At 66.5% G+C, this 20771-nt stretch carries 4 protein-coding genes; all 4 read left to right on the forward strand.

Annotated elements, in window-relative coordinates:
• Positions 1-1261 precede the first annotated feature (1261 nt).
• From fabD to ATI02_RS23365, 4 genes are read left to right on the forward strand one after another with little or no spacing between them, the layout of a single operon-like run.
• Positions 1262-3142, forward strand: coding sequence for an ACP S-malonyltransferase (gene fabD, locus ATI02_RS23350; protein ID WP_095190429.1), 1881 nt, complete (start codon positions 1262-1264; stop codon positions 3140-3142).
• A gap of 3 nt (positions 3143-3145) precedes the next feature.
• Positions 3146-8497: an amino acid adenylation domain-containing protein gene (locus tag ATI02_RS23355; RefSeq protein ID WP_095190428.1), complete on the forward strand. Its 5352-nt coding sequence runs from the start codon at positions 3146-3148 to the stop codon at positions 8495-8497.
• Positions 8497-12426, forward strand: coding sequence for a beta-ketoacyl synthase N-terminal-like domain-containing protein (locus tag ATI02_RS23360; protein WP_095190427.1), 3930 nt, complete (start codon positions 8497-8499; stop codon positions 12424-12426). The genes ATI02_RS23355 and ATI02_RS23360 overlap by 1 nt, the downstream gene beginning before the upstream one ends.
• A gap of 19 nt (positions 12427-12445) precedes the next feature.
• Positions 12446-20764 carry a non-ribosomal peptide synthetase gene (locus ATI02_RS23365; protein WP_100847495.1) on the forward strand — a complete coding sequence of 2773 codons (8319 nt, stop codon included), beginning with the start codon at positions 12446-12448 and terminating at the stop codon, positions 20762-20764.
• Positions 20765-20771 lie beyond the last annotated feature (7 nt).

Here is a 20771-nt window from a genome sequence, read left to right on the forward strand (position 1 = left end):
CGTCAAAGGAGGGATTGGTGTGCCCGTTCATTGGGTGTACTCCAATAGGTTTGATTTAAGGCCTGTCGTCTTCATCAAGCGTGCGTGCTGCGTTTGTGCCTCATACACCTCCTTGTTCCCGGGGGAACCTGGCTTGCGGATACCCATGGGCGCGCTGCCCGGTTGTCCGAGGCCAGCGCGCGTCGGCGCCGACGGCGCACAGGATCAGGCAGGGGAGGCCCCGGTGGCTTGCCGAATGGGGTTTGGCGAAGTGAAGGCGGCCATGCTGAAGATCCTTTTCATGGGGGAAGTCCTGGGTTCAGTACCTTGAACCGAGTGAGAGTCTTTGCGTGCCCCGATGCCTGTCGAGGGCGGCGCGGCAGGGGAAAGAACGCTTTTTGCCATCGCCGCCAGCACCGCCAGAAAGCTCCGGGCATTGTTATGGGCCAAGTAATCAAGGACTTCCGGGACCATCGTTAGGTTAAGGCAGAGTGCCACTAATAACGGTTGGTTATCTGGGCTAAGACAAAATAGTTGGTTGCTCCGCCACCCGGGCATAGCGCCTGGGTGTTGGGGGCGTGCGGCAGGAAAGAGGAAGAACAACCTCGATTCAACATCGCGGCATGAAACGCCTTGTCCCCCAATTGCACTAGAGCGGTCGCCGGCAGAGCCCGCAATTACAGTATGCGGCGTAAAACCAAGACGGATTCATCAAGGCTGTTTCAAATGCAATTAGTATCAGGATGTTTATTTCATGAAATTATTTTCATTCTTTTCAGTTCTTGACAGGCTTGCGAAAAAGCACTTTCTTTTTTTTGCTGGAAGTAACTACTCGGTTAAATAATTCGCTGACTTCAAGTTACTGTTTTACATGGCTTCCGGATATCGTATGGCGACATGTAGATCATGAAATTGGTGTCAAACCTATATGTTAAATTTTGTTCATGTTTTTCAGGTAATCGGGGCATAGTCACTCTAAATCAGGTTTAATATAAACATTAACCATTGATTTAATTGAATATTTTTTTAATCATAAAAAAATCAGTCAGTTTTTAACAAAAACCATTAATTCCCTGTGATAGGATTTATCGATATTCGATAGATGCCGTAATGGCTATTGAGTGGCCATGTTGGATGAACTCAAAAGTTCTCCTGTAGTCGATTGGTATTAATCAGCTCCTCTCTATATAGGCTGCGACAGTCTCGTTGCGGGCCGAGTGTGCGGCATGCCTGAATCAAATACATCTTTGAGGCGCGTCTGTACCTGCTAAAAGGTGATTGAATGCAAAAGATTTATGTTTTTCCTGGCCAGGGTTCACAACTCAAGGGCATGGGCGAGGCGGTGTTCGGCAAGTTCATAACCTATACGGACCTGGCCAGCGATATTCTCGGCTACTCCATCGTCGACCTGTGTCTCGAAGACCGCGACCAGCGCCTGAACCAGACCCAATACACTCAGCCGGCGCTTTATACGGTCAGTGCGCTGACCTACCTGGACCGCTTGCAGAGCGCTTCCGGGAACGAGCAGGTGGCGTATTTCGCCGGGCATTCCCTGGGCGAGTACTGCGCGCTCTTCGCCGCTGGCGGCTTTGACTTTGCCACCGGGCTGCAACTGGTCCAGCGCCGGGGCCAATTGATGAGCCAGGCGCCCAGGGGCGGCATGGCCGCGGTGCTGGGCCTGAGCGAGGAAAGGGTTCGCACTGTCCTGCGCGACAAGGGCCTGGACGCTATCGACCTGGCCAATATCAACTCGCCAGATCAGATCATTCTTTCCGGCCTGCACGACGATATTGTCGGCGAAGCGACCCGAGCGATCTTCGAGCAGGCCGGCGCCAGTTATGTACCGCTGAACGTCAGCGCCGCCTTCCACTCACGCTACATGCAGGATGTCGAACGCGAGTTCGCCGACTACCTGGCGGGGTTCTCGCTACAGCCCCTGTCCACCCCCGTGGTCTCGAACATGACGGCGCGGCCTTATCCGCAGCGCGATTACGCCGCCATCCTCAGCGGGCAGATCACCCATCCGGTGAAATGGTACGAAAGCATTTCCTGGCTGCTGACCCAGGATATCCAGCCGATCGAGGAACTCGGGCCGGGCAATGTCCTGAGCAAACTGACCGACAAGATTGTCAAGGCGCCGATGGCCATCGCGCCGACTGCCGCGCCGCCTGCTCCGGTCGCCCCGGCGCCGCGGGACACGATCTTCATGTATGGCGGGCAAGGCACCCAGTATTTCCAGATGGGCCGCGAGCTGTACCAGCACAACCCGGCCTTCCGCCAGCAGATGGATGCCTGCAGCGCCCTGGTGGAAGCAGAGTCGGGATTTTCCCTGGTCAAGGTTATCTACGATGAATCGCGCCGGGTCTACGAGCCGTTCGACTCGATCCTGCAAACCCATCCCGCGCTGTTCGCCGTCGGCTACAGCCTGACCGCCATGCTGCGCGCCGAAGGAGTCGAGCCCAGGGCCGTCCTGGGCTACAGCCTGGGCGAGTACATCGGCTTGACGGTCAGCGGTTGCCTGTCCTGGCAGGACGGGCTGCGCCTGACCCTGCGCCAGTCGCGGGTGCTGGCCGAGCATTGCCCCAAGGGCGGGATGCTCAGCGTGCTGGCGCCGGTGGAGCACCTGCAGCAGCATCCCGGGCTTTACCAGGGGGTGGAGCTGGCCGGGATCAATTTCGCCGACAATTTCTGTGTCTCCGGCGCCCGGGCCGACCTGGCCCGGATCAAGCAGGGCCTGGATGCCATGGGGGTGATCTGCATCGAACTGCCCGTGCAGTATCCGTTTCACTCCAGCAATATCGAGCCGGTCCGGGACAAGATCCTGGCGATCCTGGAAGGCATCGAGTTCGGCGCGCCGCGCATCCCCTATTACTCCTCCACGTTCGCCCGGGCCATTCACGCCGGCGACCTGGGCAACGCCCGGGATTACCTGTGGCGCGTCATCCGCCAGAGCGTGGATTTCCATGGCCTGGTCAAGCACCTGGCAAGCAGTGGCAGCCAGGCGCTGTTCGTCGACCTGAGCGCGACCGGCTCGCTGGCCAACTTCATCAAGTACACCCGCCCCAACAGTCTCAATTACAGCCATTCGATCAATCAGTTCGGCAAGGACCTGAGCAACCTTCATATCCTTCTCAACAAAATCACCGGCCGTTCAGGGGAGTAGCCCATGTCAGTCAATCCTGTCCCATCGGCGTGGCGCGTCAACGCGCGCGACTTCAACAACGCAGCGGGTTTTCATCAGTTGTTCGACGCCCGGTCCCGGGCCACCCCGGACGCTATCGCCCTGGCGGACGCCCGGCAGCGCCTGAGCTATCGCCAGCTGGCCGACAAAAGCGGGCAGTTGGCCGCCTACCTGGTCGGGCAGGGGGTGGGCGCCGGCTCGCGGGTCGCCCTGTTCATGAACCGCTCCCCCGACCTGGTGGTGGCGATGCTCGCCATCGCCCGGGTCGGGGCCACCTATATTCCGCTGGACCCGGTGTACCCCGAACAGCGCCTGCGCTACATGCTCGAGGACAGCGACAGCCGCTGGGTGCTGACCCAGGCGGAGGTCGAGCCGATGCTCGCCACACTGCTGGGCGAGCGCTGCGTCAGCCTCGCCCTGGACCGCCAGTGGCCGCTGGTCGCCGCCTGCCAGTCGCCCTTGCCCGAGCCGGTCTCGGCGCCCGGCAGCCTGGCCTACATCATCTACACCTCCGGCAGCACCGGCCAACCCAAGGGCGTGATGATCAGCCATCGGGCGCTGAGCAACTTTCTCCTGTCGATGGCCGAAGTGCCCGGGATGTCCGCCGCCGACACCCTGCTGGCGGTGACCACCCATTGCTTCGATATTTCCGGGCTGGAGTTGCTCCTGCCGTTGATCGTCGGCGGGCGTTGCCATATCTGTCCGGCCGAGACCGCGGGGGATGCCAGCCAGTTGATGAAGCTGATCGCCGAAGTCCGCCCCAGCCTGATGCAGGCGACCCCGGCGACCTGGCAGATGCTGCTGCGCGCCGGCTGGCAACCCCTGGCGCAACTGCGCATCCTCTGTGGCGGCGAGCCGATGCCCGAGACCCTCAAGGGCGCTTTCGAGCAGGCCGGGAATGCGGTCTGGAACATGTTCGGGCCGACCGAAACCACCATCTGGTCGACCCTGCAGAAACTGCAGCCCGGGCAGGCGATTTCCATCGGCCGGCCCATCGCCAACACCCGGCTGTACCTGCTGCGTGAAGATGGCGGCCACTGCGCCATCGGCGAGCCGGGCGAGTTGTGCATCGCCGGGGCGGGGGTGGCCGAGGGCTACCTGAACCGTCCCGAGCTGACGGCTGAGAAGTTCATCGACAACCCCTTCGAAAGCTCCGGCAAGCTGTATCGCACCGGCGACCTGGCCTGCTGGCAGGCCGATGGCCTGTTGCAGCACCTGGGCCGGATCGACAACCAGGTGAAAATCCGTGGCTACCGGGTCGAAATGGGCGATGTCGAGGCCCAGTTGGACAACCATCCCGAGGTCCTGCAAGCGGTGGTGGTGGCCCGGCAGCAGGCCGGCTCCGCGCAATTGGTCGGCTACTTCGTCCCGCGCCAGCAGGCACCGGATGCCGCCCTGGCCGGGCGCCTGAAGCACTGGCTCGACGAACGCTTGCCCGGCTTCATGGTGCCGAGCTTTCTGCTGGCCATCGAGCGTCTTCCGTTGACGCCCAACGGCAAGGTCGACCGCAAGGCACTGGCCCAGCGCCCCATTTCCGTGGCGGCGGGCGCCAGCACGGCGGCGCGGGGCGAGGTCGAGCGCTACATCATCGAGCAATGGCAGGCGCTGCTGGGGGTGGAGGATATCCAGCCGGACAGCCTGTTCGCCGAGGTGGGCGGCAATTCGATCGCGGCCAATGACTTTCTCGCCCGTCTCAACCGGCGGTTCGACACGCAACTGGTCCTGGCCGACCTGGCCGCCCACGCCAGCCCGACGGCCATCGCGCAACGCCTGCTGCATGGCCCGCAAGCGGCGCCGGCCGCCGTTGCCCCGCAGCCCGCAGGCGATGAGCGCAGGGACCCGTGGGACGACGACTCGCGAGAGGACATCGCCATTGTCGGCATGGCCTGCAGTTTCGCCCAGGCAGGGTGCGCGCAGGCGTTCTGGGGCAACGTCCTGGCCGGGCGCAACTGCATGACCTCCGCGGCCCTGATGCGTCCGCAGCTGGTGCGCGCCGATGCGCCGCTGTGGGCCGGGTTCATCGCCGATGCCTTCGACTTCGACCCGGTGTTTTTCCAGGTAGCGCCCAAGGAAGCGCAACTGATCGATCCCCAGCAGCGGCTGATGCTCACCTACACCTGGCGGGCCCTGGAGGACGCCGGTATCAGCGCCGAGGCGTTCCGCCAGCGGCGTACCGGGGTGTTCATTGCCGCCTCGCAGAACGACTACGGGGTCGCGGCGGCGCAGGCCGAAGAAAACAAAGGCTACCTGGCCACCGGGCAACTGGTGTCCATGGTCGCCAACCGGCTGTCCCACACCCTGGACCTCTCGGGGCCCAGCGAATGCATCGAGACCACCTGTTCGTCATCCCTGGTGGCCCTGCACCGGGCGATCCGCGCCATCCGCCACCGCGAGTGCGAGCAGGCGGTGGTGGGGGGCGTCAACCTGCTGCTGTCCCCCGAGTATTTTCACAGCTACGACGCCATGGGCCTGCTGAGCCCCGACCAGAGCACCCGGTCCTTCCAGGCCGGGGCCAATGGCTACGTGCGTTCCGAAGGCGCGGCGGTGGTGATTCTCAAGCCGCTGGCCCGGGCGCTCGCCGACAACGACCGCATCGCGGCAGTGATCAAGGGCAGCAGCGTCAACCACGGCGGGCGCTCCTCGTCGCTCACGGCGCCGAACCAGGAGGGCATGCGCAACGCCATGCTCGACGCCCTGGCCGATGCCCGCGTGACGGCGCAATCGCTGGGCTATATCGAAACCCATGCCACCGGCTCGCTGCTCGGCGACCGGGTCGAAGTGAACGCCCTGGAAGCGGTGTTCGCCGAACACGCCCCAGGCGCCGCGAGCACCGCGGACTGTACCCTGGGCAGCCTGAAACCCTGTATCGGCCACAGCGAAGTGGCCTCCGGCATGGCGGCGCTGATCAAGGTGGTGTTCGCCCTGCAGCAAGGCATCAAGCCAGGGGTACCCGGCGTGAGCGACGAGGACGTGGCCCGGCTGTGGTCTTCCAGCGTGTTCCGGATCAGCGCGCGCAACCAGCCCTGGGCCGCTGGCGCAACGCCTCGGCGCGCCGCCATCAACAGCTACGGATTCGGGGTCAACGCCCATGTGATCGTCGAACAGTACTGCCCGCCGGACGATACCCGCGGCGAAGACCACGACGCGCAATTGCTGGTGTTCTCCGCCAGGACCCCGGCGCAGCTGGCCAGCGTCCTGGAAAACCAGTTGGCCCACCTGCAGGGCCATTCACAGCTGCGGCTGCGGGACCTGGCCTACACCCTGCAAGTCGGCCGCGAAGGGCTCAAGGCGCGCCTGGCCTTTGTCGCCAGCTCGATCGCCGAGGCCCGGGAACAACTGGCCCGGGCCCTGGAAGGCCTGGCCGAAGGCGCCGACGCCTGGCCGGCGGGGATTTTCTACAGCGGCCGGCAGCTGGCGGCGGACGGCGAACTGGCCACCCTGGCCGCGCAATGGGTGGCGGGCGTGACGCCGGCCTGGCACCGCCTGCATCCGCCCGGCAGCGCGAAGAAACTGGCGCTGCCGCAGTACCCGTTCCAGTTCAAGCGCTACAACGCCCTGGCCCCGGACGAGTCGGAGCCGGCGGCCACGCCCGGGGCGCGCAGGATCTGCGTGATCGGAGCCGGTCCCGGCGGCCTGGTCATGGCCAAATCGTTGCTGGAGGAGGGGCACCAGCCGGTGGTGTACGAGTCCCAGGACACCCTGGGCGGGGTATGGAACCTCAAGCACGACAAACAGGTCGGCACTTACACCACCACGCGCTTCCAGAACTCCAGGGACACCAGCTTCTTTTCCGACTTCTACCCCGAAGACATCAGCGATACCTTTCCCAATGTCCAGGATGTGCGGCGCTACCTGCAGGCCTACGCCAGCCGTTTTGACCTGGAGCGCCATATCCACTGCCAGTCCCGGGTCGTTTCGGTCAAGGCCGAGGGCGCTGGCTGGCAGGTGGAAATCGAGTCCGCGGGCATCCGTCGCCAGGAGACCTTCGACGGGGTCGCGCTGTGCCACGGGCGATATCAGATTCCGCGCCACGCGCGGATTCCGGGGCTGGAGTCCTTCACCGGCCAGGTGCTGCATTCGGGGCAGTATTTCGACAACGCGCCGCTGGCGGGCAAGCGGGTGCTGGTGATCGGCAATGGCGTCAGCGGCATGGACATCGCCGGCGAAGCCAGCAAGGTCGCCGCCAAAGTCTATTGGAGCCTGCGCTCGCGCAAGTTCATCCTGCCGCGGATGGTAGGGTTCCTGCCCAACGACTTTGTCTCCCCGGCCAACCTGCTGATGCCCGCGGGGCTGCGGGCGCAGCGCAATATCGACCGCCTGCGCCTGGCGCTGCCGGCCTTCAGCGAGGCCCTGCAGCGCAGCGGCTTGCAGCCGACCCTCAACGAGTTCCGCCAGCACCCCTTCATTCACATCAACGATGAGGTGGTGGACCTGGTCAACGCCGGGAAGATCGAGACGATCTTCGGCCAGGTGGAAAAGTTCGTCGGCAACCGCTGCTTCCACCTCGGCCATGAACAGGTGCTCGAGGACATCGATGTGGTGGTGCTGTGCACCGGCTACCGCACCGGGGCGCTGTATGACTATGTGCAAGGCCTGGAGCCTGTCCGCGACCTGGCCATGGGGCTGTTCCACCGAGACGACCCGCTGTTGTTCAACCAGTACGGGCTGCAGGAAATCGGCGTGATCGGCACCTTGCCGTACCTGGAGATGACTTCGCGCTGGTATGCCCAGGTGGTCTCCGGCAAGTACCGGCTCAGCCAGCAGGAACGGCGGCAAACCGCCGATACCGACAAGATCATCATGGGCCCCCTGGCCAGCGTGGTGATCGGCCTGAAGCTCGGCCTGGTGCCGGACCCAGCGCGCGAATTCAAGGCCTTCTGGAGCCTGCTCAATACCCCGGGTTTTCCCGCCCAGTACCGCCTGCGCGGGCCCCACGCCAGCGCCGGGGCCGCGGCCATCGTCGCCGCGAGCCGCCAGCGCGCCTTTATCCAGGACGAAACCGGTGACGAGCAAATCAGTATCGTCAAGGCGCGCCTGCTGGCCGGCCTGGGCAGCGAGGCCGTGGCGCGCCTGGCGGCCGAGGGCCAGATTACTGCCGAGGAACGGCAGGCGGCCCTGGCCCGGCTCGACGATCCGTTGCGGCTCGACTGGGACAGCCAGTTCCTCACGCCCCTCAGCGACCGGGCGCTGGCCATTGACCAGGCCACCCAATCCCAGGACGGGGTGATCGCCGAGCATGACCGCCTGTACCTGGGCCTGCTCCGCAAGATCCAGCGCAAAGAAATCAACGCAGACAACTTTCTGTCGGAACTGAAGAAAATCTCAAGGGCCTCGTGATGACCTACCTGAACGCTTTTATCGACAAGGTTTCCAGCCAGAGCATTTCCGACGCCCAGGCCCTGGACCTGATCCGCCAACTGCATGAGTCGGTGCAGCAACCCGCGCCAGCGCCGGCCCGGGGCACTCTCGTCGAGCAACAGGTGCTGGCCGAACTGAGCGGCTTCCTGGTCGCCACCATCCACCTCGACCAGGGCGAAATCGAACCCGAGCGCAGCCTGGCGGACTATGGCTTCAACTCCATTTCCCTGACCGAGTTCTCCCAGCGTATCGGCGCGCGGTTTCCCGGTTTGCGGCTGGCGTCCTCGACCTTTATGGAGCATCCGTCGCTGGCGGCCCTGGCGCGCCACATCGCGCCCAGGGCCGGCCTTGGACAAGAAGCCCCGGCCACGGCCTCCGTGGACGTCGAGCATGTAGTCGCCGAGCGCTTGCAGCGTTACTTCCACGAGCAGGGCCAGGCGGCCGGGGCAACGGTCCAGCCGATTGCCAGAGTCGTGCGCGCCTCGGCCGGGCAGGGGCCTCGGCCGCAGGCCGGCTCGGGAACGGAGAACCACGACGAAGCGGCGGCACTGCACGAGGACATCGCGATCATCGGCATGGCCGCGCGCCTGCCCAAGTCCGACAGCCTGGCCGACTTCTGGCGCCGCCTGGTGGACGACGAGCCGTTCATTTCCGAGGTGCCGGCCGACCGCTGGGACTGGCGGGCGATCTATGGCGACCTCGACAGCCCGGACAAGACCGACTGTTATCACGGCGCCTTTATCGACGATGTGCGCGGCTTCGATCCGCTGCACTTCAACATCGCCCCGCGCGAAGCGGCGCTGATCGACCCCCAGCACCGGCTGATGCTGCAAACCGTGTGGGAAGCCCTGGAAACCTCCGGTTACCAGCGCGATCAGTTGCGCCAGCAGAAAATCGGCGTGTTCCTGGGCATCGAGCGCAAGGACTACGCCGACCTGATCCGCGCCAGCCAGGTGGCGATCGACGGCCACCTGAATACCGGCAACGCCCACGCCATGCTGGTCAACCGCATCGCCCACTATTTCGACTGGAAGGGCCCGGTGTCGACGGTGGATGCCGCCTGCAGCAGCTCGTTCGTCGCCATCGACCGGGCGATCACGGCCTTGCGCACCGGGCAGGCCCAGGCGGCCATCGCCGGCGGCGTCAACCTGGTGCTGAGCCCGGAAGTGAACATCTATAACCGCAAGCTCGGCCTGTTCACCGGCGACGGCATCGTCCGGCCCTTCGACAAGCAGGCCAACGGGCACTTCTTCAGCGACGGCCTGGGGGTGGTGATGCTCAAGCGCCTGTCGCTGGCCGAGCGCGACAACGACAACATCCTCGGCGTGATCAAGGGCCTGTCGGTGCGCCATGGCGGCAAGAGCCTGTACCTCACCGCGCCGAATGCCGAGATCCACTGCGAAACCATCGCCGAGGCCCTCGGACAGGCCGGCCTGCAACCGCGGGATATCGACTATATCGAGGCCCAGGGCACCGCCAACCCGATGGCCGACGAGGTGGAGCTCAATGCCTTCGACAAGGTCTTCAAGGGCTGCGCCAGCAAGCCCGGCTTCGGCACCCTGAAGGGCCAGCTGGGGCATTTTTCCGGGGCCTCGGGGGTGATCTCGCTGATCAAGAGCCTGTTGGCGCTGCAGCACGACACCCTGGTCAAGATCGCCAACCTGGAGGAGTTCAACTGGAACCCCGGGCAGGGCGAGTTTGCCTGCGAACCGATACGCGAGACCGCCGCCTGGGCACCGAAGACCCGCGACGGGCAACGCCAGGCGCGGCATATCGGCATCCACAATTTCGGTTTCGGCGGCGTCACCGGGCATATGGTGCTGGGCGAATACCTGGCCCCCGAAGCGCCCGCCATGGCGCCGCCCGCCGCTGGCGAGCAGGCGGTGCCGTTGTCCGCCCGCACCGCGGACCAGCTCGAGCAGGCCGCCAAGCGTTTGCTCGCCCATCTGCAATCCCCCGAGGCCGCGCAGCTGAGCCTGCGGGATGTGGCCAGCACCCTGCAGACCGGCCGTGAACACTTCGAACACCGCGCGGTGGTTTTCGCCGATTCGCTGGCGCTACTGACCGAGCGCCTGGAGCGCCTGCTGTCCGGCCAGGAAGATGCCGGCGCCTTCCTCAAGCGCGACCTGGAAACCGGCAAGGATGTGCGTCAGCTGTTCGCCAGCCCGGAGATGCAACCGGTGGTGCGGCAGTGGCTCGACGAGCGCAACCAGCGCGGCCTGGGACGCATCTGGGTCGCCGGGGTGGCGGTGGACTGGCAACGCCTGTATGCCGGCCAGCCAGCGCTGAAAAAAGCGCAGTTGCCCACCTATCCCTTTGCCCGGCATGCGTTGTGGATTCCCCAGGCGCCCGCCAACGGTCCGGCCGTGGCGTTGCCGGCGCCGATCCTGCAGCACAACGTGTCGACCTTCATGGCGCAGAAATACCGCTCGGAATTCACCGGCCAGGAGCCCTGGTTCGTCGCTGGCGGCGCCGACCTGTCGCGGCGTTTCGTCGAACTGGCGCACCTGCCCATGCTGATCCAGGCCACGCGCCAGGCGGCCGAAGTGACGGCCGACGAACCGGTTGGCCTGGTGTTGCACGACATCGTCTTTCCCCACGCGTTGTGGGTGGAGCGGCAGCCGGTCGCCGTGGAGTTGACCCTGGTCCCCGGTGAACACGAGCTGATCGATTACCGTCTCAGTTCTCCCGGCCAGGGCGACGCGGTCTTGCATATCCGCGGCCAGGCGCTGTTCGAGCCACGCCGATCCGTGGCCGCGCTGCAACTGCCGGCCGATGCGGCCGAGGCCGGCTGGCACCCGGTCACGCAGCCGGCGATGGTACTGCTGCAACTCACCAGTTTGCTGGCCCGGGAGCAGGCCTGCGAGGTCGCGGCCCTTACGCTGCTGTCGGTGGACGAAGTGCGGGTCGATGGCGCCCTGGAACAGGCCGCCTGGTTGTGGCTGCGCCCCTCCGACAACGATTTCGCCCAGGTGGAGATGCCGTCCACGGTGTCCCGTCTGGACATCGATATCTGCGATGGGGCGGGCGAGGTGCTGATGCAACTGCGGGACCTGGTGTGCAGCCATGGCAATGACCTGGACGCGGCCCCCGGACCGGTGCCGGTAAGCATGCCCGAACAGATCAAGGGCATGATCCCGACGCTCAACGGCACCGGGGCCATGACCACCGTCCTGCCGGCCTGCTCGCAGCTGTTCGTCGAGTTCGCCGCCACCACCGGAAGGGAAGTGATGGACATGGGCTGCGCCTACGGCGTGGCGACCATCGCCGCGCTGGAGCAGGGCGCCCGGGTGCTGGCGGTGGATATCGAGGAGCAGCACCTGAGGATTCTCGCCGACAAGGTGCCGCCACACCTGCGCGGGCGCCTGAGCACACTGGCCGGCGCCTTGCCGGACATGGATTTCGCCCCGGGCCGGTTCCAGGCGATCCATGCGGCGCGGGTCCTGCATTTCCTGGCGCCCCAGGCGTTTCGCGAGTCGATCCGCAAGATGGCCCGCTGGCTGGCCCCGGGCGGCCAGCTGTTCCTGACCTGCGACACCCCGTACTTCCCGCACTGGGCGGCCCGGGTCGACGAGTACGAGCGCCTCAATGCCGCGGGCGAGGAGTGGCCGGGCTATATCGCCGATATCGCCGGCTATTTCCGCAGCCGCGTCCAGGCCAGCGCCGGCAATGCCATCGACAGCGGCAGCCATGCCAGCGACGCCCTCAACGGCACCCCGCTGATCAACCTGGTGGACCCCGAGATCCTGGCCCGCGAATGCCGGCTTGCCGGGCTGCAGGTGGAGGAGGCCGGCTACGAAGGCCTGGCCATCGACTTCGAGGGCCACGCCGCCAGCGATGGCCTGGAGCATGCCAGCGTGATCGCGATCAAGCCCTGCAGCGCAACCCCGCGCAGCCTGCGCCGCTAACTTTCTGGATGGAACTCAGATGCCTGTTAAAGACGTGCAATCGGTCAAGAACACTATTCGTCGCCTGCTGGCTGACGCCCTGGGCGTCGCCGCCGAGGACATCAGCGAAAGCAGGACCTTTTTCGAACTGGGCCTGACCTCGCGTATCGGCGTGATGTGGATGGCCCAGGTCAACCAGGCCTATGGGCTGAGCATCCCGGCGGTGCGGGTCTTCAACTACCCGACCCTGGCGCGGATGGCCGAACTGGTGCACCAGGAACAGGCCGAGCAGGGCGTGGAGGGCAGTGCCCAGCGCCCGGCACGGGCGATGTTCGGGCGGCGTCCGGCGCCTGCCGCGGTAACGGCTGCGGCGCTGCCTGAGGCGCCGGCGTCCAGCATTCCCGCGCAGCCGAGGAAGCTGGCGTCGTTTCGTGCTCGGTCGCGCCCGGCCAGCGTCGAGCCCGCAAGCGTCCCTCAGGTGCCTGTCGCCAGGCCTGAGGCCAGAGGCGATGCCGGCGCCATCGCCATCATCGGCCTGTCCGGGCGTTTTCCCCAGGCGCGCGACGCGCGGGCGTTCTGGGCCGCCGTGGCCGAAGGCCGCGACTGCATCAGCCGCGTCGCCCGGGACTACTGGCGCATGGACCAGGCCTACAGCCCGACGCGCCAGGCGGGCAAGACCTATTCCGATTCCATCGGCGCGGTCGACGATATCGATTGCTTCGACCCGCTGTTCTTCAATATTTCCCCGGCCGATGCCGACGCCATGGACCCCCAGCAGCGGCTGTTCCTGCAAGAGGCGTGGAGCTGCCTGGAAGATGCCGGCCTGCATCCGCAACAGTTGGCCGGCAGCAAATGCGGGGTGTTCGTCGGCTGTGGCAGCTACGGCCAGAGCCAGAACGGCAATGCCCTGAGCGCCGCCGGTTTCCTCGGCGGCAGCGCCTCGATCCTGGCCGCACGCATCGCCTACCTGCTGGACCTGCGCGGCCCCTGCCTGACCATCGACACCGCCTGTTCCGCGTCCCTGGTGGCCATCGCCCAGGCCTGCGACAGCCTGGTGACGGGTAACAGCGACCTGGCCCTGGCCGGTGGCGTGTCGATCCTCAGCGACCCGTCGATCCACATCATGGCCAGCCAGGCCGGCATGTTGTCCGCCGACGGCCGTTGCTACAGCTTCGATCAGCGGGCCAACGGCTTTGTCCCGGCCGAAGGGGTCGGAGTGGTGGCCCTCAAGCGCCTGGCGGATGCCCAGCGCGACAACGACCCGATCTACGGCACGCTGATCGGCTGGGGGGTCAATCAGGATGGCAAGACCAACGGCATCACGGCGCCCAGCCAGACTTCCCAGGCCGAGTTGCAACAGGCGGTGTTCAAGCAGTTCGGTATCGACCCGCGCAGCCTGGGGCTGATGGAGGCCCATGGTTCGGGCACGCCCCTGGGCGACCCGATCGAAGTGGAGGCCCTGGTCAATGCGTTCAAGCCGTTCACCGACGAGCGCGGGTTCTGCGCCCTGGGTTCGGTCAAAGGCAACATGGGGCACATGCTGGCGGCGGCGGGGGTGGCGGGGTTCTTCAAGGCGCTCCTGGCGATCCGCCATCGGCGTCTGCCGCCCTCGGCGCACTTGCAGACCCTCAACGAACATATCCAGCTCGACCGGTCGCCGTTCTATATCCATACCGACAACCGCGAATGGACAGTGCCCGAAGGCACTCGGCGGCGCGCCGGGGTCAGCTCGTTCGGCTTCAGTGGCACCAATGCCTACGCGGTGCTGGAAGAGTACCCGCAGCCCGGCCCCGTGCCCGCCAGCGCACCCGCCGAGCAGGTGATAGTGCTGAGCGCGCAGAACGAGGAGCGCCTGCGCGCCTATGCCGGCAAGCTGCTGGAGTTCCTGCGCGGCGAGGGGGCGATGCTGCGCCTCGAAGACCTGGCCTACACCCTGCAGGTGGGACGCCTGGCCATGGACGCGCGCCTGGCCCTGGTGGCCGATTCCATGCAAACCCTGGAACAGGCCCTGGCCGCCTACCTGGCGGTGGCCCCTGGCGACGACCGCGAGGCCCGGCTGTTTCACGGCAAGCCTGTGGTCGAGCAGGACGCCCTGCTCGATGCCGACGAACTCCCGGCGACCGCCTTGCGCTGGGCGCGGGAGGGAAAGTGGGCGGCGCTGGCGCGGCTGTGGGTGCGCCGCGGCGGTTTCGACTGGCAGCCCCTGCGGGCCCAGGACGGCGAGCCGCCAGCGCGGCGCGTCAGCCTGCCGACCTATCCGTTTGCCCAGCGACCCTGCCAGATGCCGGTGTTCCGGGTATTGGCCGCGCCGACGGCGCCCGCCGGGCTGTCGCCACTGCTGCAGCGCAATGTCTCCACCTTCGAGGGCGTGGCGTTCCGTTCGCGGTTCAACGGCGACGAGTTCTATTTCGCCGACCATGTGATTGCCGGACGCAAGACCCTGCCCGGCGTGGCCTATCTGGAAATGGCCTGCACCGCCGGCTACCTGGCCTCGGGCCAGGCGATTTCCCGGGTGCGCAATATCGTCTGGCTGCAACCCTTCCTGGTGGACCGCGAGCCGGCCACCCTGGAACTGCGCCTGAAGCAGAAAAACGCCAAGACCCGCTTTGAAATCCACGACCTTTCCGGCGCCCGCGAACAGCTCTGCGCCCAGGGTGAAATCGTCATCGAGGCCGGCGCCTCCGAGCTGCCACCGGTGCCGTCGCTTGCCGGACTGCTGGCCGAGGCCCAACGGCTGGACGAAGGCGCCGGGTGCTATGCGCGTTTCGCGGCCCAGGGTTTTGCCTACGGGCCGACCTTCCGCGCCATCAAAAGCCTGTCGCGCAGCGGCGGCTACCTGATCGCCGAGATCCAGCGCCAGGCGGGCGGCGGCCAGGGCGAACAGCCGGTGCCGGAAGGCCTTGGCCAGCATTACCGGCTGCTCGACGGCTTTATCCTCAACCCGGCGCTGCTCGACAGCGCGTTCCAGCCGTGCATCCGTTTCTGCGAGGACGAAGACCCCAGCAGCACCTACATCCCTTACGCCCTGGAGCAGATCACCGTGCTCAAGGCCTTGCCCGAACGCTTCTACAGCGTCGCGCAGCTGCGGGAGATCGACGCCGAAAGCGCCCGTTGCTCGGTGCACATCCTCGGCGAGAGCGGCGAGCTGCTGGTGCATATCGACAACCTGACCCTGCGGCCGATCAAGGCGCGACAGGCGGCGTCGCCCAGCCAGCTGTACCGCATGGACTGGCTGGCCGCGGCGCCGGCACCCGAGATCGACGCCGCCCAGGCGCAGGCCGCGCGCCTGCTGTTCGTCGCCGATGGGCAACTGGCCGAGCACTTGGCCCGGCCCCAGGACATCCTGGTGTACCCCGGCGCTGCCTTTCGCTGCGTCGGGCCCCGGCACTATGAGGTAGTGCCCGACAATCCGCAGGATTACGCCAGGTTGTGGGAGGCCTGTGCCGAGCCGGTGTCGACCCTGGTCCATACTTGGGCCCTGGGGGCGCCGGTGGAGCTGCAACAAGCCCTGGCGCTCAATCTGTATGCGCTGACCTTCATCGCCCAGCAGTTGCTCCGTGGCGATGCCGCCAAGGGCACCACGCTGCTGCATTTCTATCCCCATGACGTGCCGGCCGGGGTGGCCGTGGGCGGCTTCATGCGCAGCCTGGCAGCCGAGCGGCCGGAGTGGGTGGCCCGCTCCATCGCTTTGCCCGGCCTTGGGGCGCAACCCCTGGCCGCACTGATGGCGCGGGAAATTGGCGTGTCGCAGCAACCCGGCCTTGGGGTCGAGGTACGCCTGGAAGAGGACCGGCGCCTGGTGCTGAGCGCGGTGCCCGATACTCAGACCGCCGTGGGCCAGGACGCCTTGCGCGAGGGCGGGGTCTACCTGATCAGCGGCGGGGCCGGTGGCCTGGGGCTGATCCTCGCGCGGGCGCTGGTACAGGGCTATCGCGCCCGGGTCTTCCTCACTGGCCGCACGCCATTGGCGCAGTTGCCGGCGGCGAGCCGGCAGGTCATTGAGGCACTCGACCAGGACGGGCAGGGCGCAGGAGTGGAATACCTGCCCGCCGATATCACCGACGCCCAAGGCAGCGCCGAGCTGGTGGCCGGGATCAGGCAGCGGGCCGGGCGCATCCACGGCGTGTTCCATTGCGCCGGGAGCATGGACAACGCCACGCTGGCGCACAAGGACGCCGCGCAGATCGCGCGCATCGTCAACCCCAAGGCCATTGGCGTCACCCTGCTGGACCAGGCCCTGGAGCACGAAGCCCTGGACCTGTTCGTGGTCTATTCGTCGATTGCGGCCGTGATGGGCTTTGCCGGCCAGACCGACTACGCCTATGCCAACCGCTTCCTCGATGGCTTTGTCGCCCAGCGCCAGCGCCGGGTCCGCCATGGGTTGCGCCAGGGGCGCAGCCTGGCGCTCAACTGGACCCTGTGGCGCGACGGCGGTATGCAGCTCGACGCGCAGAGTTCGCTGTTCCTGGAGCGCAGCCGCGGCCTGCAGGCCCTGGACGCCGCAGCCGGGATCGCAGCGCTCAAGCACTGCCTGGCTATCGAGGAGGGCACGCAGCGGGTGGTCGTCCAGGGGCAGGCCAACGCCATCCAGGCGGCCTGGAACGAGTTCCCCAAGGCGCCGCGTGGCAGCGCCGCGACACCCCGGCCGACAACCGCCAGCCCGCAGGGCCAGGGCTCGTCGGCGGTGGGGGAGCGGACCCTCGGCGAGCTGGCGGAGCTGCTCAAGCTGGCGCCCGCCGACATCGACCCGGACCAGGACCTGATGAAGTACGGCCTGGACTCCATCGGCGCGATGATGCTGATCAACAAGATCAACGACGCCTTTGACATCAACGTGCAACCGGCGGCGTTGCTGCGTCACACCAGCCTCAGGGCCTTTATCGCGCATATCTGCGAGGAGCATCTGCCCGCAGCCGAGGTTGCCGAGCAGACCCAGGCCGAGCCGCCGCTCGCGGCGCCGGCGGTCGCGGTGAACTACCCCGATCCTTACCTGGCCCCGGTGCCCAGGGGCGACTGGATCGACAGCAGCGCGCCGTCCGCCGCGGCCGCAATCGAGGCCGAGGTGTGGCCCATGAGCCATGGCCAGCAGTCGCTGTGGTTTATCCATAAGCTCAACGAAGCCAGCGCGGCTTATCACATCGCCATGACTTTCCGTCTGCGCTCGCCCCTGGATCGCGCCGCCCTGGAGCGCGCCTACAGCCTGTTGCTGCAGCGTCACCCGGCGCTGCGCGCGCGGTTCAGCGAACGCCAAGGGCAACCGGTGCAGGAAATTCCGCCAACGGTGCTGCCCGACATCGGCCTGTACAACCTGGCCGGCCAGTCGCGCGAGCAGGTGCAGGAGGCGCTGCAGGCCGCCCATCGCCAGCCGTTCGACCTGCAACAGGGCGCCCTCAGCCGGCTGCGCCTGTTTATCTGCGGCGAGCGCGACACCCTGGTGTTGTGGACCGTGCACCACCTGGTGTCGGATGCCTGGAGCCAATGGCTGCTGCTCGATGAATTGCTAGGCGGCTACGCCGCCCTGTGCCGCGGCGAGCAGCCGCTGCTGGCGCCATTGACGGCCAGCTTCGCCGATTTCGTAAGCGAGGAAGAGGCGTTTCTGCTCAGCGCCGCCGGCCAGCGCCAGCGGGATTTCTGGAAAGCCCGGCTGGCCGACCCAGAGGTGCGCCTGAACCTGCCGCTGGATTTCCCGCGGCCCAAGGCCCAGACCTTCAATGGCGCGTCGCTGGCGATCCAGTGCGACAGCGAACTGAGCGAAGGCATCAAGGCCCTGGCGCAACGCCAAGGGGTCACGGTGTTCACCGTGCTGCTGGCCGCCTACCAATGCCTGCTCGCCCGCTACTCCTCGGACCGCCAGGTGTGGATCGGTTCGCCGGTCTCGGGGCGTATCGACCAGCGTTTCAACCCGCTGGTGGGCTACTTCGTCAACTCGGTGGTACTGGCCGCCGACCTGCGGGCCAATCCGTCCTTCGGCGAACTGCTGCAACAGCAGAAACAGGTGGTGCTCGAAGCCCTGGAAAACCAGCGGGTGCCGTTCGCCCGGCTGGTGCAGGACCTCAACCCTCCCCGCGAGGCCGGGCGCACGCCGCTGTTCCAGGCCGAGTTCGTGTATCAGAAGCCGCACCAGAGCAGCGAACTGATCCGCATCCTGTCGCCCGAGGAAGGCGTGCCGATCCGGCACCAGGGGTTGCAGCTGGAGTCTGTGCCGTTCGCCCAGCAGGAGGGGCAGTTCGAGATCGGCCTGGAAATGATGGACATCGACGGGCGACTGGCCGGCGCCCTGAAGTTCAACGCCGACCTGTTCGCCGCGCCGACCATGGCGCGCATGCGGGACAGTTTCCTGACCCTGTTGCAACACTGCGTCAGCCAGCCCGAGACCCCGGTCTGGTCGCTGCCGGTGGTCGCCGGGCAGGATCTGGCGCGCTCGGCCACCTGGCTGCAAGGCGCCCGGGTGCCCGTGGCGCCATTGACCACGGCCCAATTGTTCGAGCAGCTAGTGCTGCGCCAGGCCGCGCAGACCGCGCTGCTCGACTCCCGGCGCAGTTGGAGCTACGAGGCCTTGAACCAGCGGGCCAATCGCCTTGCCCATCACTTGCAGGCCGCGGGCCTGAGGCAAGGGCAGGGGGTCGCCCTGTGCATGCAACGCTCGGGCGACCTGGTGGCCGCCTTGCTCGCGGTGTTCAAGGCGGGCGGTTTCTACATCCCGATGGACCCGGGTTTCCCCGCCCAGCGCCTGCAACACATGCTCGACGATGCCCGGCCGGCCTTCATGCTGGTCGACAGCCTGGCCGGGTTGCCCCAGGGGCTGACCCTGGAGGCCACGACCTTGCTCGACCTGGCCGCGCAAGCCGGGGTCATCGATGCCCGCCCGGCCGATAACCTGGCGTGCCGGTCGCACATGCACGACAGCGCCTATGTGATCTACACCTCGGGCTCCACCGGGCGCCCCAAGGGCGTGCAGATCGCCCACCAGGCCTTGAGCAACTTCCTGCAATCCATGGGCCGCGAACCGGGGCTGTCGGCGCAGGACCGCCTGCTGGCCGTGACCACCATTTCCTTCGATATCGCCGCGCTGGAGCTGTACCTGCCGCTGGTCAACGGCGCCTGTGTGGTCCTGGCGTCCCGCGAGGCGGCCATGGACGCCCTGCAATTGCAGCGCCTGCTGGACGAGCAGCGGATCACGCTGATGCAGGCCACCCCAACCACCTGGCAGATGCTGGTCGGCAGCGGCTGGGCCGGCAAGCAGGATCTGCGCATTCTGTGTGGCGGCGAACCGCTGCCGCGCAGCCTGGCGCGCGAACTGCTGTCGCGCGGCCGTGAACTGTGGAACCTCTACGGCCCCACGGAAACCACCATCTGGTCCTGTGTCGAGCGGGTCGACGGGCAGGGCACGTCGGCCATAGTGCCGATCGGCAAGCCGATCCAGAACACCAGCATCCATATCCTCGACGAGGCCCAGGCAGAAGTGCCGCCAGGGGTGGCCGGGGAGTTGTGCATCGGGGGAGAAGGGGTCGCCAGCGGCTACCTCAACCGCCCGGACCTGAACGCCGAGAAATTCATCCAGGGCCCCACCGGCCGGCTGTACCGCACCGGCGACCAGGCGCGCCTCACGTCCGACGGCCAGCTGGAATTCCTCGGCCGTGAGGACGGCCAGTTGAAGGTCCGTGGCTTTCGCATCGAGGCGGGGGAAATCGAGAACAGCCTGCGCGGCCATCCCCAGGTGCGCGATTGCGTGGTCACCCTGCGCCAGCGCGGCAGCGGCGGCGATGCCGAAGGGGTGTTGACCGCCTATGTGGTCGTCGTCGCGCCGGCGATCCTCGACGAAGCCTTCAAGGCCGAGCTGCGCCAGCGCGTGGCGCGGGACCTGCCGGCGTACATGGTGCCGTCGTTGTACGTCGGCCTGAACGCCTTGCCGCTGACCCCCAACAACAAGATCGATCGCAAGGCGCTGCCCGCACCGGAGAGCGTCGACCCCGTCCATGCGCGACGGCCCATGGCCAGCGGGCGGGCCGAGCAGGTGGCGGGTATCTGGGCGGCGATCCTCGGCCTGCCGCGGGCGCGCGACGACAGCCACTTCTTTAACGCCGGGGGCACCTCGTTCACCGCGACCCGCCTGATCTACCAGGTCCAGCAGGAACTGGGCATCACGCTGCCGGTCAGCCTGCTGTTCGAACATCCGACCCTGGGCAGCTTCGCCGAGGCGCTCGAACGCCAAGCTGGGGGCAGCCCCCTCCCACCGGCGCAGCCCGCCGAGCCTGTCCCGGACGACCCGGACCAGGCCTTGCTCGACATCCTCGCGCAATTACAGAGCGGTCGACTCAGCGTCGACCAGGCCAACCGTTTAATGGGTGATTTCCAATGACTGTGTG

The organism is Pseudomonas baetica (genome assembly GCF_002813455.1).
Lineage (GTDB): Bacteria > Pseudomonadota > Gammaproteobacteria > Pseudomonadales > Pseudomonadaceae > Aquipseudomonas > Aquipseudomonas baetica.